Raw genomic sequence first — 15,874 nt, forward strand, 5'->3', positions numbered from 1 at the left:
TGATTTCGTAGGGGGCTGGTCACGGTGAACGGCTCGGTGGGGGTCTCCTCCGTGCTCGGCGACCGCTACCGGCTGGACGCGCTGATCGGCCGGGGCGGGATGGCCGAGGTCTGGCGCGGCCAGGATCTGGTTCGCGACTGGCCGGTGGCGGTCAAGGTCTTCGCGGCGGAGGCGTCCGACCCGTCGATGCGGGCGCGGTTCGCGCAGGAGGCGCGCACCGCCGCGCGGGTGGTGCACCCCAACGTCGTCAGCGTGTACGACGTGGGCGAGCACGCCGGGCTGCCGTTCCTGGTGATGGAGCTGCTCTCCGGCCGTAGCCTGGCCGAGGAGCTGACGGCGCGCGGGCCGCTCAGCGTGGACGAGTTCCGCCACCTCGTCGGGCAGATCGCCGTCGGCCTGGACGCCGCGCACCGGGCCGGCGTCGTGCACCGCGACATCAAGCCCGCCAACCTGCACCTGACCGACGACGGCCAGATCAAGGTGGTCGACTTCGGGATCGCCCGGCTGGCGGACGAGGCGACGGCCCGGTTGACCGCCGTCGGCATGATCGTCGGCACCGCCGCGTACCTGTCCCCCGAGCAGATCATGGGCCGCCCCGGGGACGCGGCCAGCGACATGTACGCGCTGGGCTGCGTGTGTTACGAGCTGCTGTGCGGTCACCCGCCGTTCACGGGGTCCTCGACGGAGCTGGTCTTCCAGCACGTCCAGCAGTCTCCCGCGCCGCTTCGCGGCTACCGGCCCGACCTTCCGGTCGAGCTGGAGGTGCTGGTGCTGGCGCTGCTGGACAAGGATCCGGGCGCCCGGCCGACCGTCGGAGAGGTGATCGCCCGCGTGCGCGCGACCCCGCCTCCGCGGGCGGGCGACACCGCGGTCCTCGACGTGGGCGCCGCCCTGCTCGACGGCGGCGTCCCGCCGCCCGCCTGGCCGCCGTCTGCCCATCCGCCTAGCGGAGACCACGCGCCCGGCGGGCCGACCACGCACATGTCCGGCTGGCCGCCGGCACAGGGGCCCACTCAGGGGCCCACTCAGGGGCCCACTCAGGGGCCCACACAGGGGCCCACACAGGGGCACGGCGGGCCGGCCGCACACGGGTTCACCGCGCCCGGTCTGTCCGCGTATGGATTCGGCGCACCCGGACCGTCCGTCCGCGGTGGACCGGCGACGCGTCGCGGGATGTCCCGGCGCAAGGGGGCGATGATCGCCGCGGCGGCGGTCATCCCTGTCGTGGGGTTGGTATGGCTGGCCTCCTCGTCCTCGACACCGCCGTCCGACGCCCCTCCCGCCGCGGCGAGTACGGGTGCCACCACGAAGCCCTCCCCTGCCCGCCAGAGTCCGTCCACGGCGCCGACGCGGTCCGCCGTCCCGTCCGCCACTCCGTCACCGTCGCCGAGCAGGACCGCGACCGGCCCCCGGGCGTGGCTGGCCGGACTGGAGAGCGCCCTGGCCGCACAGGAGCAGCAGCGCGGCATCGACTCCGACACGGCGGAGAAGGTGCGCGATGCGATCGAGGAGATCCGGGACAAGCTCGAGGACGGCGAGCCGCGAAAGGTCCAGAAGAAGCTGCGGGAGCTCGGCAAGACGCTGAGCAAGGCGCAGCACAGGGGCAGGCTGGCCTCCAGCGGACCGCTGATCGACTACGTGAACCGCTCCGGTCTCCTGTCGGGCAGAGGCTGACCGAAGGAGATCGCCGGAGCGTCGACGCTCTCGTCGGTGGCGGGCAGTTCCTCGGCCACGCCGTCCACGACCTCGACGGGGACGGGAGCCCTCGCGGCGGCGCGGACGGCGATCTCGCGCAACCGGCGCTCGGGTTCGACCGCGACCACCCGCGTGACGTCCGGCGGGTAGTGCGGGAAGTTCAGCCCGTTGCCCGCCCCCACCTCGATGACCTGGCCGGAGAGCCCGGCCAGCAGGGTCCGGCGGTGCCCGATCATGCCGTGGCGTTCCAACGTCCGGCTCATCCGGGGATAGAGCCGCGCGAAGAGCGGGTGGTCGATGGCCGTTCTCGGCATGGGCGTCACCGGTCCCGGGGAAGGCGCGGACAGCGGCGGACGTGGAACGGCCGCCTCTTCCTCCTCAGACTGCCACGCGCACGGTGACGCTGCGCAATCAGAGGCGGCAGGCGTAGATGGCGGTGATCAGGATGGCCTTCGCGCCGATCTCCCAGAGCTGGTCCATCATCTGCTGGTGGCCCTTGCGCGGCACCATGGCGCGTACGGCGACCCAGCCCTCACGGTGCAGCGGCGACACCGTCGGCCCCTCGACGCCCGGCGTGATCGCGATGGCCTCCTCGATCCGCTCGACGCGGATGTCGTAGTCCATCATCACGTAGTCGCGGGCGACCAGAACGCCTTGGAGCCGCCGGATGAGCTGCTGGAACCCGTTCGTCTCCGGAGCGCCGGTCCGCTTGATGAGCACGGCCTCGGAGTGGGCGATGGGCTCCCCGAAGACCTCCAGGCCGACGTTGCGGAGCGTGGTGCCGGTCTCGACGACGTCGGCGACGGCGTCCGCGACACCCAGCCGGATCGCCGTCTCCACCGCGCCGTCGAGCTTGATGACCCGGGCGTCGATGCCTTCCTCGGCGAGGTACTTGCCGAGGAGACCGGCGTAGGAGGTGGCGATCCGCAGGCCGGACAGGTCGGCCACGCCGCCGTACCTCCCGGCGGACGCGGCGAAGCGGAACGTCGACCTCCCGAAGCCCAGCGGGACGACCTCCTCGGCCGGAGCTCCCGAGTCGACCAGCATGTCGCGGCCGGTGATGCCCGCGTCGAGCGTGCCCTCGCCCACGTAGACGGCGATGTCGCGGGGACGCAGGAAGAACAGCTCGCAGGAGTTCTCCGGGTCGACGACCACGAGCTCCTTGCTGTCCTTGCGCGGACGGTAACCGGCTTCTTTCAGGATGGTCTGGGCGGCTTCGGCGAGCGCGCCCTTGTTCGGTACGGCAAGACGCAACATGGTGTGACAGAACCCTTTCGGGACGCGGATGACGAGGTCATGAAACGCGTTTCGGCCGCCGGTGGGCGGCCTAGAGATGCTTGTAGACCTCGTCGAGCCCGATGCCGCGCGCCAGCATGAGGACCTGCACGTGGTAGAGCAGCTGGGAGATCTCCTCCGCCGCGCGCTCGGTGGACTCGTGCTCGGCCGCCATCCAGCTCTCGGCGGCCTCCTCGACGACCTTCTTCCCGATGGCATGGACCCCGGCGTCCAGCGCGGCCACGGTGCCCGAGCCCGCGGGCCGGGTGCGCGCCTTCTCCGACAGCTCGGCGTACAGCTCTTCGAAGGTCTTCATGATCTCTTTCAGGGTTGTCGGGTGATGCGGAACAAGCGTAGTCGGTCCACGCGACCTGCCGCATCGCGCCACTCGCCCGCCGCGTCCGCCGTGCGTGTCCGCTGTCAGCCGAAGAGCTTCCTGGCGGTCCTCAGGTGTTCCAGGGCCTGGAGGGACTGGCCGCCCTCGTGGCCGTTGAACGGCCAGATCGAGATGTCCTTGGGACCGGCGTAATGATTGTAGGTGGCGAACACGGTCGAGGCCGGGGTCACCTCGTCCCGCAGCCCGACGGAGAACCGGGCGGGCACCGTCGCCCTGGCCGCGAAGTTCGTCCCGTCGAAGTAGGCGAGGGTGGCGAAGACGTCCTCGGTCCTGTCCCGGTTGACCGCGCAGAACCGGCTCAGCTCCCCGTACGGCAGGGCGTCGGTGATCTCCACGGCATGGCGGATGTGGCACATGAACGGCACGTCGACGAACGCGTAGGAGATCCCGGGGGCGAGCGCGGCGGCGGCGAGGGCCATGCCGCCGCCCTGGCTGGCGCCCGCGACGGCGATCCGCTCCGTGTCCACGGCGGGATGCGCTCTGGCCGCCTCGACGGCGCGCACGACGTCGGTGTACAGGCGCCGGTAGTAATAGTCGTCGCGGTCGAGGACGCCCCGCGTCAGCTTCCCGGCGGTCTCGGGGCCGGTCCCGGGGGCCGGGTCGGACGTGTCGCCCTGCCGCCAGCCACCGCCCTGGCCCCGCGTGTCCATCACGAAGGCGGCGTATCCCGCGGCGGGCCACAGCAGCCACTCGTGCGGCAGGCCGCGCCCGCCGTTGTAGCCGATGTACTCGACGACGCAGGGCAGCGGCCCATCCGGGGACGCGGGAGTGAGCAGCCACCCCTTGATCGGGTGCCCGCCGAATCCGGCGAAGGTCACGTCGTACACGTCCACCTGCGAGAGGTGGGCGTCGTACGGCGTGAAGGTCGCCGCCAGCTCGTACGCGCGGGCCTCGGCCAGCGTCCGCTCCCAGAAGGCGTCGAAGTCCGCGGGTTCGGCCCGTTCGGGCAGGTAGGCGCGGAGCTGGTCGAGCGGCATGTCGGCGAACACGGGGGACTCCTTACGCACAGGCACACGCGGGCGGGGATCCCGGTGGCGCGGACCGTTCCGGGAGGGGGAACGTGGCAGGCGCCGGTGCCCCGCGCGGGGCACCGGCGCCTGCCGGATTATCGAACGATGGGCTCAGCGGCCGTAACGGTTGCCGGAGGGCCCTCCGGCGCGACCGCCCGGACGACCGCCCTGGCGGAAGCCGCCGCCGCGCGGAGCGCGGAAGTCACCCCGGCTGTCCGGACGACGCTCGTCACGGTGACCCTCGCGGTTCCCGTCCCGGTGGCCGTCACGGTGGGCGCCGCGCTCGCCGTCGCGGTAGCCGCCACGCTCCGGGCGGCCCTCGCCGTTCTGGCCGCCCGGACGGTCGCCGCGGAAGCCGCCGGACGAGCCGCGGCCGTCGTTCCAGGAGCCACGCGAGCGGTCCCCCTGGTAGCGGCGGCCGTCGCCGTCCCGGTCGCTCCGGAAGGGGCGGCTGTCCCGGTCACCCCGGTTGCCGCCATCGCGGTCGCCACGGTAGGGACGGTCGCCCTGGTTGCCGCCATCGCGGTCGCCACGGTAGGGGCGGTCGCCCTGGTTGCCGCCCCGGCGGTCACCACGGAACGGAGCAGCGTCGCGGTCGCCGCGGAAGGGGCGGTTGTCCCGGTCACCCCGGTTGCCGCCGTCGCGATCGCCGCGGAACGGACGCTCGCCGCCGTCGCGGTCGCCGCGGAAGGGACGGCTGTCCCGGTCACCCCGGTAGCCGCCGTCACGGTCGCCGCGGAACGGGCGTGCTCCGTCGCGGGAGCCTCCGTGCTCCCCGGCACGGTGCTCGGAGTCGCGCCCCTCGCTCCCCCGTGCCTCGAAGCGGCGCCCGCCGTCCCGGCCGGGCCGGCCGTCGCGGTCGAACCTGCGCTCGCGGCGGTCGCCGAAGCGACGGGGGCGGCCCTCGCCGCCCTGGCCCTCACGGCGCGGACGCAGCGGCTTGCGGACGTCGGGCTCCCACACGGGGATCGCCTCACCGCTGGGCTGACGCGCGCCGGCGACCTCGGCGAGCGCCGCGTCGCCCGGCCGTACGCGGTGCCGCGACGGGGAGATCCCCGCGCGGCGGGTCATCGCGTCGGTGGAGCGGCGCTCGTTCGGCATGACGAGCGTCACGACGCTGCCGCTCTCGCCCGCGCGGGCCGTACGGCCGCCGCGGTGCAGGTAGCTCTTGTGGTCCATCGGCGGGTCGACGTGCAGCACGAGGCTGACGTCGTCCACGTGGATGCCCCGGGCGGCGACATCGGTGCACACCAGCACGCTCACATTGCCCTCGCGGAACTCCCCGAGGATGCGGGTGCGCTGGTTCTGCCGCTTGCCGCCGTGCAGACCGCCGGCGCGGATGCCGACCCGGGCGAGCTGCTTGACGACCCGGTCCACGCCGTGCTGGGTGCGGACGAACAGGATCGTCCGGCCCTCGCGGTTGGCGATCTCGGCCGTCACGTCGACCTTGTCGTCCCGGTGGACCTGGAAGAGGTGGTGCTCCATGGTCTCGACCGAGGAGGTCGCCGGAGCCAGCGAGTGCGTCACCGGGTCGGAGAGGAACCGCTGGACCAGCTTGTCCACGTCACCGTCGAGGGTGGCGGAGAAGAGCAGCCGCTGGCTGTCCGAGGGGGTGGCGTCGAGGATCGCGCTCACCACGGGGAAGAAGCCGAGGTCGCACATGTGGTCGGCCTCGTCGAGCACGGTGACCTGGACGTCCTGGAGCGAGCACTCGCCCTGCTCCATGAGGTCGGTCAGGCGTCCGGGGGTGGCCACGACGATCTCGACGCCGCGGCGCAGCGCCTCGATCTGCCTGCCCATGGACATGCCGCCGACGACGGTGCGGGTGCGCAGCGACAGCCCGCGGCCGAGCGGCTCCAGGGTGTCGGCGACCTGCAGGGCCAGCTCACGGGTGGGCACGAGGATGACGGCGCGCGGGCGCTTGGGCAGGGCACGCTCCCCGGCGAGGCGGGCCATGGTGGGCAGGCCGAAGGCGAGGGTCTTGCCGGAGCCGGTCTGGCCGCGGCCGAGCACGTCGCGTCCGGCGAGGACGTCGGGGATGGCCGCGCTCTGGATGGGGAACGGCTCGGTGATGCCGTCACGGGCCAGCCCGGAGACGAGCGGCTTCGGCAGGCCGAGCTGCGCGAAGCCGGCGCCGGACGGCGCGGAGGATTCGGTGGCCGCAGCGTCTGAGGTGGCCTCTGAGGCGGCGTCGGAGGCGGCCTCTGAGGAGGGTGCCGAGATGTCCTCGGAGGACATGGGGGAAATATGGCCAGCGTCAAGCATGGTCACGAGGTTCGTGCCTTTCATCGAAGATGACGTGTCGGAACACGTGGGCGCGTCACTTCTGCGAAAGGACGAGCCAGGACGGGTACGGCGTGGCCGTACTTCATTCATTCATTCGAACGCAGGGGTGTTCATGGGTGGGGCTTCCAGGACCGTTTCCTGGACGGACACAAAGTCCGGCGCCGCCGATTCATCCGGCGGGCTGGCCCCTGCGTCGGGCGGCAGTGCCACGCGATGCGCGCGTTGGGTGATGCGGCACTGCGGTCAAACCGGCGACCTCGGCGTTCCCGCAGACGTGCAGGGCACCCGCATTGATACGAGCGGCCTTGTCACGGACACCATCATTCAAGTCGCTTCGGGCATAACGAGATGCAACGATACACCATTCCCGGTGCATCAACATCGCCAGGGTCGACCCCGGTCACGGCGCAACACACGGGTCACGGCGGGTCACGGCGGAACCTGACCGGACATGGGAGATCACGGCGGAACACCGGGGAACACCGGGGAACACGGCGATGGTGCCGCCTCATCGCTCGTGACGCGGCACCATCGGTGACATCGGTGACCGGCCGGTCGCCCCGGCCGGAGCGGCCTCCCGGGACTCGTACGCCCGGGGCCGTACGACGTGGGTCAGACGTTGAACCCCAGCATGCGGAGCTGCTCGCGGCCCTCATCGGTGATCTTGTCGGGGCCCCACGGCGGGAGCCACACCCAGTTGATCACGACGCTGGACGCGAGGTCGGCGAGGGCCGAGTTGGCCTGGTCCTCGATGACGTCGGTCAGCGGGCAGGCGGCGCTGGTCAGCGTCATGTCGATCGTCGCGATCGGCTGCTCACCCTCGCCGGCGGGGTCGAGGTTGACTCCGTAGATCAGGCCGAGATCGACCACGTTGATCCCCAGCTCGGGGTCGACGACGTCCTTGAGGGCCTCCAGGACGTCGTCGAGGGAGGTCTCTCCGTCGAACGTCGCCGTGGGGGTCTCGGTCGGCTTGCTCACGCCATCCTCCTTACGTTCGTTCGAGTGGTCACACCTGGCTCCGCAGCACGGCGTCCTTGTAGGCCATCCAGGACAGCAGCGCGCACTTGACCCGGGCGGGGAACTTGGCCACGCCGGCGAAGGCCACGGCGTCGCCGAGGACGTCCTCGTCCGCCTCGACCTGGCCCCGGCCCTGCATGAGCCGGGTGAACTCGTCGACCACGGAGAGGGACTCCTCGACCGTGGAGCCGGTGGCGAGCTCGTACAGGACGGAGGCGGCGGCCTGGCTGATCGAGCAGCCCTGGCCGTCGTAGGAGACGTCCAGGACCTTGCCGCCGTCGCCCAGCTTCACCCGCAGGGTGACCTCGTCACCGCAGGTCGGGTTCACGTGGTGCACCTCGGCATCGTACGGATCGCGCAGCCCGCGGCCCTGTGGATGCTTGTAGTGCTCCAGGATCAGTTCCTGGTACATGGATTCAGCGATCATGGCTCAGCCGAACACCTTCTGGACATGGTGGAGGCCTCGAACCAGAGCGTCGATCTCGGCCGTCGTGTTGTACAGGTAGAACGACGCCCGCGTGGTCGCAGGAATTCCGAACCGCAGGTGAAGCGGACGGGCGCAGTGGTGTCCTACCCGGACGGCGACGCCGAACACGTCGTCCAGGATCTGGCCGACGTCGTGCGGGTGGATGCCCTCAAGCGTGAACGAGACCGTGCCGCCACGGGCGATGACCGTGCGCGGCCCGATGATCCGCAGCCCGGGGATCTCCCCCAGGGCGTCGAGGGCGTAGCCGGTGAGCTCCCGCTCGTGCTGCTTGATCGCGTCCATGCCGATCGAGGTGAGGTAGTCGACCGCGGCGCCGAGGCCGACGGCCTCCACGATCGGCGGCGTCCCCGCCTCGAACTTGTGCGGCACCGGGGCGTAGGTCGAGTGGTCCATCCAGACCGCCTCGATCATCTCCCCGCCGCCCAGGAACGGCGGCATGGCCTCGAGCAGCTCACGGCGGCCCCAGAGCACGCCGATTCCGGAGGGGCCGGCCATCTTGTGCCCGGTGAAGGCGACGAAGTCGACGTCGAGGTCGGCCACGTCCACGGGCCGGTGGGGCACCGACTGCGAGGCGTCGACCATCATCAGCGCGCCGACCTCGCGGACCCTGTCCAGGATCGGGGAGATCGAGTTGACCGTGCCGAGCACGTTCGACTGGTGCGCGATCGAGACGATCTTCGTGCGCTCGTTGACCAGTTCGTCGAGATTGTCCAGCGAGAGACGGCCCTGGTCCGTGACAGAGAACCAGCGCAGTGTCGCGCCGGTGCGCTGCGCGAGCAGCTGCCACGGCACGATGTTGGAGTGGTGCTCCATCTCCGTGATGACGATCTCGTCGCCGGGACCGACCCGGAACCTGTCGTCGGTGTTCACGGGGTTGCCGAAGGCGTAGGCGACCAGGTTGATCGCCTCGGAGGCGTTCTTGGTGAAGATGACCTCGTCCCGCGACGGCGCGCCGATGAACTGCCCGATCTTGTCACGGGCCGCTTCGTACGCCTCGGTGGACTCGCTGCCGAGCGCGTGCAGCGCCCGGCCGACGTTGCTGTAGTGCTGGGCCAGGTGGTCGCGCATCGCGTCGATCACCTGGTTGGGCTTCTGGGAGGAGTTGCCCGAGTCGAGGTAGACCAGAGGCCGGCCACCGGGCAGCTCGCGGGAGAGGATCGGGAAGTCCTTCCTGATCCTCTCCACGTCGAAGCTCGGAACGCTCATTACGCGGACGCCTTCACGTAGGACTCGTAACCCTCGTCCTCCAGCTTGTCGGCGAGCTCCGGGCCGCCCTCCTCGACGACCCGGCCGCCGGCGAAGACGTGCACGAAGTCAGGCTGCACGTAGCGGAGGATGCGGGTGTAGTGGGTGATCAGCAGCACGCCGGTGTCGCCCGAGGCGCGGAACCGGTTGATGCCCTCGGAGACGACGCGCAGCGCGTCGACGTCGAGGCCCGAGTCGGTCTCGTCCAGGACGGCGATCTTCGGCTTGAGGAGTTCGAGCTGGAGGATCTCGTGCCGCTTCTTCTCTCCGCCGGAGAAGCCCTCGTTGGTGTTGCGCTGGGCGAAGGCGGAGTCGATGGACAGCGCGTCCATGCCGTTCTTCAGATCCTTGGCGAACTCGCGCAGCTTGGGGGCCTCGCCGCGCACGGCGGTGACCGCGGAGCGCAGGAAGTTGGAGACGCTCACGCCGGGCACCTCGACCGGGTACTGCATCGCGAGGAACAGGCCGGCCCGGGCGCGCTCGTCCACCGACATGGCCAGCATGTCCTCACCGTCGAGCAGCACGCTGCCGGAGGTGACGGTGTACTTCGGGTGGCCCGCGATCGCGTACGCGAGGGTGGACTTGCCGGAGCCGTTCGGCCCCATGATCGCGTGGGTCTCGCCCGAGTTGATGGTCAGGTTGACCCCGCGGAGGATCTCCTTGTCGCCGACGGCGACGTGCAGGTCACGAATCTCAAGGGTTGACACGTATTACTCCTTCGAGAGCGAGACGTACACGTCGTCGCCGTCGATCTTGACTCGGTAGACGTTCACGGGCTTGGTGGCGGGCGGGCCGGTGGGCTTTCCGCTGCGCAGGTCGAAGCACGAGCCGTGCAGCCAGCATTCGAGGGTGTGGTCGTAGACCTCGCCCTCGCTCAGCTTCACCTCGGCGTGCGAGCACACGTCGTGCAGCGCGAACACCTCGCCGCCGGTGCGCACGAGCGCGACCGGGATTCCCTCGACCTCGACGCCCAGGGCGCCGTCGTCGGGGATGTCGGTGACCTTGCAGACCTTCTCGAAACTCATCGGGCGAGCTCAGCCTCCACCGCGGACAGCACCCGCTCGCGGATCTCCTCGACCTCGATCTTCTCCAGGAGCTGGGCGAAGTAGCCGTGCACCACGAGGCGCCGGGCCTCGTCGTACGGGATGCCGCGGGCCTGCAGGTAGAAGATGTGCTCGTCGTCGAGACGGCCGGAGGCGGAGGCGTGCCCCGCTCCGGCGACCTCGCCGGTGAGGATCTCCAGGTTCGGCACCGAGTCGGCGCGGGCGCCGTCGGTGAGGAGGAGGTTCCGGTTGAGCTCGTAGGTGTCGGTGCCCTCCGCCTCGGCCCGGATGATCACGTCGCCGATCCACACGGCGTGCGCCCCGTCGCCCTGCAGCGCGCCCTTGTAGGTCACGTTGCTGCGGCAGTTGGGCACCCCGTGGTCCACCCAGAGGCGGTGCTCCAGGTGCTGCCCGGCGTCCACGAAGTAGAGGCCGGTCAGGTCGGCGTCGCCGCCGGGCGCGGTGTACGACACGGACGGCGAGAGCCGTACGAGGTCGCCGCCGAGAGTCACGACGAAGGACCGGAACGTCGCGTCCTTGCCGAGCTGAGCGTGGTGGTGGGACACGTGGACCGCGCCGTCGGCCCAGTCCTGCAGGCTGACGACCTTGAGGGTGGCGCCCTCGCCGACGACGAACTCGACGTTGTCGGCGTAGACCGCGCCGCCGGTGTGGTCCAGGACCAGCACGGCCTGCGCCATCGGCTCGACCCTGACCACGATGTGGCCGAAGGCCGCCCCGTGGCCGACGCCGAGGCCGCGCAGGTTGACCACGGTCGGCCGGGAGGCCACGGCCTCCCGGGGCACCGTGATGACGGTCGCCTTCTCGAACGAGGCGTACGCCTGCGCGCTGACCCGGTCGGACGGCACGTAGGACGCGCCGATCCTGGCGTCGTCGCGGCCGACCGTCTCCACGGTCACCTCGGGTGCGGCGTCCACGTCGATCACGACGTTTCCCGTGGGGGCGGCCGTGCCGTCGTGCAGCCCCTTGAGGCGGGACAGCGGCGTGAACCGCCACTCCTCCTCGCGGCCGGTCGGCACCGCGAAATCCGCCACGTCGTACGACGACTCCGCGTGGAGCTTGGATACCGGCATCGTTTCCAGACCCATCAGCCGACGGCCCCTTCCATCTGCAGCTCGATCAGGCGGTTCAGCTCCAGGGCGTACTCCATCGGGAGCTCCCTGGCGATCGGCTCGACGAAGCCGCGCACGATCATCGCCATCGCCTCGTCCTCGTTCAGGCCGCGGCTCATCAGGTAGAAGAGCTGGTCCTCCGAGACCTTGGAGACCGTGGCCTCGTGCCCCATCGAGACGTCGTCCTCGCGGACGTCGACGTAGGGGTAGGTGTCGGAGCGGCTGATCTGGTCGACGAGCAGCGCGTCGCACTTCACCGTCGAGGCGGACCCGGCCGCGCCCTCCTCGATCTGCACGAGGCCGCGGTAGGACGTGCGGCCGCCGCCCCGGGCGACGGACTTGGACACGATCGTGCTCGACGTCTTGGGCGCGAGGTGCACCATCTTGGCGCCGGCGTCCTGGTGCTGGCCCTCACCCGCGAAGGCCACCGACAGGGTCTCGCCCTTGGCGTGCTCGCCCATCAGGTAGACCGCCGGGTACTTCATCGTGACCTTGGAGCCGATGTTGCCGTCGATCCACTCCATGGTCGCGCCCTCGTACGCCACGGCGCGCTTGGTGACCAGGTTGTAGACGTTGTTCGACCAGTTCTGGATGGTCGTGTAGCGGCAGCGGGCGTTCTTCTTCACGATGATCTCGACGACCGCGGAGTGCAGCGAGTCGGACGAGTAGATCGGCGCGGTGCAGCCCTCGACGTAGTGGACGTAGGAGTTCTCGTCCACGATGATCAGGGTCCGCTCGAACTGGCCCATGTTCTCGGTGTTGATCCGGAAGTAGGCCTGGAGCGGGATCTCCACGTTCACGTTCGGCGGCACGTAGATGAAGGAGCCGCCCGACCAGACCGCGGTGTTCAGCGAGGCGAACTTGTTGTCGCCGACCGGGATCACCGAACCGAAGTACTCCTTGAAGAGCTCCTCGTGCTCGCGCAGGCCGGTGTCGGTGTCGACGAAGATGACGCCCTTCTCCTCAAGGTCCTCACGGATCTTGTGGTAGACGACCTCCGACTCGTACTGAGCGGCCACACCCGCGATCAGGCGCTGCTTCTCCGCGTCGGGGATGCCGAGCTTGTCGTAGGTGTTCTTGATGTCGGCGGGCAGTTCGTCCCAGGAGGCGGCCTGCTTCTCCGTGGAGCGGACGAAGTACTTGATGTTGTCGAAGTCGATGCCGGTCAGGTCCGAGCCCCACGTCGGCAGGGGCTTCTTCCCGAACAGCCGCAGGCCCTTGAGGCGCAGGTCCAGCATCCACTCCGGCTCGTTCTTGAGCTCGGAGATGTTGCGGACGACCTCCTCGGAGAGGCCACGGCGGGCCGCGGAACCGGCCACGTCCGAGTCGGCCCAGCCGAACTTGTAATTCCCGAGGCCTTCCAGCTCCGGGCGGTCGGTGACAGTCACCTTCCGGACTCCTTGCTCGTCGTTTCATGACTGCGCGCGTGCCGTACGGCCAGCGCGTGAGAACTCACATGTGTGGTGCAGACCCCGTCGCCGTTGGCGATCGTGGCCAGTCGTTGCACCGGTGTGCCGAGCAGCTGCCCGAAGGCCTCCGTCTCGGCCTCGCACAGCTGCGGGAACGCCGCGGCGACGTGCGCGACCGGGCAGTGGTGCTGGCAGAGCTGCTCGCCTCCGATGCCCGTCTCGGTCGCCGAGGCGGCGTAGCCCTCGGCGGACAGTGCCTCGGCCAGCACGCGGATCCGCTGGTCGGCGGGGACCTCGCGCATGACCGACTCCAGCCTGTCGACCAGGCCGGAGACCTGTGCCCGCGCGAACTCCGACACCGCCTCGCCGCCCATGCGCTCGGCCAGGAAGCGCAGCGCGCTGCCCGCCAGGTCGTCATAGGCGTGCACGAAGGTGCTGCGACCCGCGTCGGTGATCGCGAACAGCTTCGCCGGCCGCCCCCTGCCCCGCTGGCCGCGCGGCCGCGCCGTACGGGGTTCGATCATCCCGTCGGCGAGCAGCGCGTCCAGATGGCGGCGGACGGCGGCGGGAGTCAGCCCCAGCCGCTCGCCCAGGGAAGCGGCCGTCACCGGGCCGTGTTCCAGGATGAGACGCGCCACCCGCGCGCGCGTGCCACGCTCGGCGGACAACGCGCCCCCGGAAGCGCTCTCGGACGCGCCTGAACGCCGCGCGGCGGCGGCATTCTCGGCGTTCGTCTTCCCGGGCACGTATTTCACAACATCAGTGTGCCGTAATTCCTTCCCATGTCACAACGGAAGTGAGAACCGCCCGGGATGCAATTTGTCACGCAGGGTAGCCTTACCTAACCTGCCAGGAAAGGGGTCGCGGCGCGCGCGAGGAGGCCGCGAGAGGCCTCCGAGGGCGGAGGCACGCCAACGCCTCCCTAGACTCGTTTCGTCAAGAAGTGTGTCCCATCTGGCTGGGGGGAGGCCGGTAGCGTGGGGACTGCTGGCCACAGTGTGCCCTCGGGTCTGCCATGGTGCGGACGGCAGGCAGGAGAACCATGATGCCGGACGCCGCGAACACGCGACCCGCGGGAGGCGCCGACGACGCGCCCGCGGTCGAGGTGCGCGACCTCGTCAAGCGGTACGGCCGCACCACCGCGATCGACGGGCTGACGCTGTCCTGCGCGCGCGGCCAGGTCACCGCGATCCTCGGTCCCAACGGAGCGGGGAAGACCTCCACGATCGAGATCTGCGAGGGCTTCCGCCAGGCCGACGGCGGCACCGTCCGCGTGCTCGGCCTCGCCCCGTCCGACTCGTCGCTGAAGGCGCGGGTCGGCGTGATGCTCCAGTCGGGTGGGGTGCCGCCCGCGATGCGCGCCGGGGAGTGGCTGCGGCTGATGGCCCGGTTCCACGCGCACCCGCTCGACCCGGCCGCGCTGCTCGACCGGCTCGGCCTGAGCGAGCACGCCCGCACGCCCTACCGCCGGCTGTCCGGCGGGCAGCAGCAGCGGCTGTCGCTGGCCGGGGCCATCGTGGGACGGCCCGAGCTGGTCTTCCTCGACGAGCCGACGGCGGGCCTCGACCCGCAGGCCAGGTACGCCTGCTGGGACATCGTCACCGGCCTGCGCGAGGCCGGGGTCTCGGTCGTCCTCACGACGCACTACATGGACGAGGCGGAGAAGCTCGCCGACCAGGTGATCATCATCGACCACGGGCGGGTCGTCGCGGCGGGGACCCCCGCGACCCTGACCGGCGCGGAGCGCCAGCTCCGGTTCCGGGCCCGTCCCGGGCTGAACCTGGACGAGCTGCTCTCCGCCCTGCCGCAGGGGAGCGCCGCCAAGGAGTCGCCCGCCGGGCACTACATCATCGAGGGGCAGGTCGCTCCGGGTCTGCTCGCCACGGTCACCGCCTGGTGCGCGAGCGAGGGCGTCACCACCGAGGACCTCAGCATCGAACGGCGCACCCTCGAAGACGTCTTCCTCGAACTCACCGGCCGGGAACTGCGATGACCTCCCTCACCCCGGGGTACGACACGGCCCGCCCACTTCGATCGGACCAGGCGATGACCACGACGCTCGACTTCACCCCTCGACCGGGTGCGGCCCCGCTGCCGAGGATGGTGCTCGCGCAGGCGGGCGCGGAGATGCGCGCCATGCTCCGCAACGGCGAGCAGCTCCTGCTCACCCTGATCATCCCCGTGCTGCTTCTCGTCGGTTTCTCCCAGGCACCGCTGGTCAGCGTGGACGGGGCCCGCGTCGACTTCGTCACCCCCGGCGTTCTCGCGCTGGCGGTGATGTCGACGGCGTTCACCGGCCAGGCCATCGCCACCGGGTTCGAGCGGCGGTACGGCGTGCTCAAGCGCCTGGGTGCCACTCCCCTGTCCCGGCCGGGGCTGATGTTCGCCAAGACCGCCGCTGTCCTCGGCGTCGAGGTGATCCAGGTCGCGGTGATCTCCATGGTCGCGCTGGCGATGGGATGGTCCCCGCACGGCGACCCGCTCTGGATCGCGCTGCTCATCGTGCTCGGCACGGCCGCCTTCAGCGGCCTCGGCCTGCTGATCGCGGGGACGCTCCGGGCCGAGGCCACGCTGGCCGCGGCCAACCTCGTCTACCTCGTCCTGCTGGGGCTCGGCGGTGTCGTCTTCCCGGTCGCCAAGTTCCCGGAGGGCGTGCGCCCGGTCCTGGAGCTCCTGCCCATCACCGCGCTGACGAACGGCATGCGCTCGGTGCTGGCCTCCGGCGGGGGTTTCCCGGCGGGGCCGGTGCTCGTGCTGCTGGTGTGGGCGACGGTCACCCTCGGTGTGGCCGGCCGTACCTTCCGCTGGGAGTAGGCGGCCGGAAGCAGACCCCACCTCGGTGCGATCCGGCCCGGCACGAGGCGATAGGTTCTGACGCTC

General features: G+C 70.7%; 16 protein-coding genes. 3 read left to right on the top strand and 13 right to left on the bottom strand.

From position 1 onward, the window contains the following. The first annotated feature begins 24 nt into the window (after nucleotides 1–24). Nucleotides 25–1,674, top strand: a complete 1,650-nt coding sequence (locus QSK17_RS19100; protein WP_285706235.1) for a serine/threonine-protein kinase — start codon at nucleotides 25–27, stop codon at nucleotides 1,672–1,674. Here QSK17_RS19100 and QSK17_RS19105 read toward each other — a convergent pair. The 13 genes from QSK17_RS19105 to QSK17_RS19165 form a co-directional block, all read right to left on the bottom strand. Further along, on the bottom strand, nucleotides 1,635–2,009 hold the full coding sequence (locus QSK17_RS19105; protein ID WP_285706236.1) for a methyltransferase domain-containing protein: 375 nt from the start codon (nucleotides 2,007–2,009) through the stop codon (nucleotides 1,635–1,637). The genes QSK17_RS19100 and QSK17_RS19105 overlap by 40 nt on opposite strands. 97 nt (nucleotides 2,010–2,106) lie before the next feature. Then, nucleotides 2,107–2,952, bottom strand: a complete 846-nt coding sequence (gene hisG / locus QSK17_RS19110) for an ATP phosphoribosyltransferase (protein WP_285706237.1) — start codon at nucleotides 2,950–2,952, stop codon at nucleotides 2,107–2,109. Between the two features lie 70 nt (nucleotides 2,953–3,022). Continuing rightward, nucleotides 3,023–3,286, bottom strand: a complete 264-nt coding sequence (locus QSK17_RS19115) for a phosphoribosyl-ATP diphosphatase (protein ID WP_285706238.1) — start codon at nucleotides 3,284–3,286, stop codon at nucleotides 3,023–3,025. A gap of 104 nt (nucleotides 3,287–3,390) precedes the next feature. Beyond that, nucleotides 3,391–4,356: an acetylxylan esterase gene (locus QSK17_RS19120; protein ID WP_285706239.1), complete on the bottom strand. Its 966-nt coding sequence runs from the start codon at nucleotides 4,354–4,356 to the stop codon at nucleotides 3,391–3,393. A gap of 132 nt (nucleotides 4,357–4,488) precedes the next feature. Further along, a complete protein-coding gene (locus QSK17_RS19125; protein ID WP_285706240.1) occupies nucleotides 4,489–6,615 on the bottom strand; it encodes a DEAD/DEAH box helicase in 2,127 nt (708 codons plus the stop codon). Nucleotides 6,616–7,275: 660 nt separating this feature from the next. Next, a complete protein-coding gene (locus QSK17_RS19130; protein WP_285706241.1) occupies nucleotides 7,276–7,641 on the bottom strand; it encodes a metal-sulfur cluster assembly factor in 366 nt (121 codons plus the stop codon). A 28-nt stretch (nucleotides 7,642–7,669) separates the two neighbouring features. Continuing rightward, complete coding sequence (sufU, locus tag QSK17_RS19135; RefSeq protein ID WP_285706242.1) at nucleotides 7,670–8,107, bottom strand: Fe-S cluster assembly sulfur transfer protein SufU; 438 nt, start codon at nucleotides 8,105–8,107, stop codon at nucleotides 7,670–7,672. Nucleotides 8,108–8,110: 3 nt separating this feature from the next. Then, a complete protein-coding gene (locus QSK17_RS19140; protein WP_285706243.1) occupies nucleotides 8,111–9,373 on the bottom strand; it encodes a cysteine desulfurase in 1,263 nt (420 codons plus the stop codon). Beyond that, nucleotides 9,373–10,119, bottom strand: coding sequence for a Fe-S cluster assembly ATPase SufC (gene sufC, locus QSK17_RS19145; RefSeq protein WP_285706244.1), 747 nt, complete (start codon nucleotides 10,117–10,119; stop codon nucleotides 9,373–9,375). Before sufC ends, QSK17_RS19140 begins: the two co-directional genes overlap by 1 nt. Nucleotides 10,120–10,122: 3 nt before the next feature. After that, nucleotides 10,123–10,437, bottom strand: coding sequence for a non-heme iron oxygenase ferredoxin subunit (locus QSK17_RS19150; RefSeq protein WP_285706245.1), 315 nt, complete (start codon nucleotides 10,435–10,437; stop codon nucleotides 10,123–10,125). After that, entirely contained in the window at nucleotides 10,434–11,561 is a 1,128-nt protein-coding gene (sufD, locus tag QSK17_RS19155; RefSeq protein WP_285706246.1) for a Fe-S cluster assembly protein SufD, read from the bottom strand. Before sufD ends, QSK17_RS19150 begins: the two co-directional genes overlap by 4 nt. After that, complete coding sequence (sufB, locus tag QSK17_RS19160) at nucleotides 11,561–12,973, bottom strand: Fe-S cluster assembly protein SufB (protein ID WP_285706247.1); 1,413 nt, start codon at nucleotides 12,971–12,973, stop codon at nucleotides 11,561–11,563. The genes sufD and sufB overlap by 1 nt, the downstream gene beginning before the upstream one ends. Continuing rightward, nucleotides 12,970–13,749, bottom strand: coding sequence for a helix-turn-helix transcriptional regulator (locus QSK17_RS19165; protein ID WP_502889243.1), 780 nt, complete (start codon nucleotides 13,747–13,749; stop codon nucleotides 12,970–12,972). The genes sufB and QSK17_RS19165 overlap by 4 nt, the downstream gene beginning before the upstream one ends. Nucleotides 13,750–14,039: 290 nt before the next feature. Here QSK17_RS19165 and QSK17_RS19170 point away from each other — a divergent pair, with 290 nt between their 5' ends. Together QSK17_RS19170 and QSK17_RS19175 are read left to right on the top strand one after the other, a co-directional pair. After that, nucleotides 14,040–14,987, top strand: a complete 948-nt coding sequence (locus QSK17_RS19170; protein ID WP_285706248.1) for an ABC transporter ATP-binding protein — start codon at nucleotides 14,040–14,042, stop codon at nucleotides 14,985–14,987. 53 nt (nucleotides 14,988–15,040) lie between these two features. Then, a complete protein-coding gene (locus QSK17_RS19175) occupies nucleotides 15,041–15,808 on the top strand; it encodes an ABC transporter permease (protein WP_285706332.1) in 768 nt (255 codons plus the stop codon). Nucleotides 15,809–15,874: the final 66 nt, after the last annotated feature.

This window comes from Microtetraspora sp. NBRC 16547 (genome assembly GCF_030268965.1).
Taxonomy (GTDB): domain Bacteria; phylum Actinomycetota; class Actinomycetes; order Streptosporangiales; family Streptosporangiaceae; genus Microtetraspora.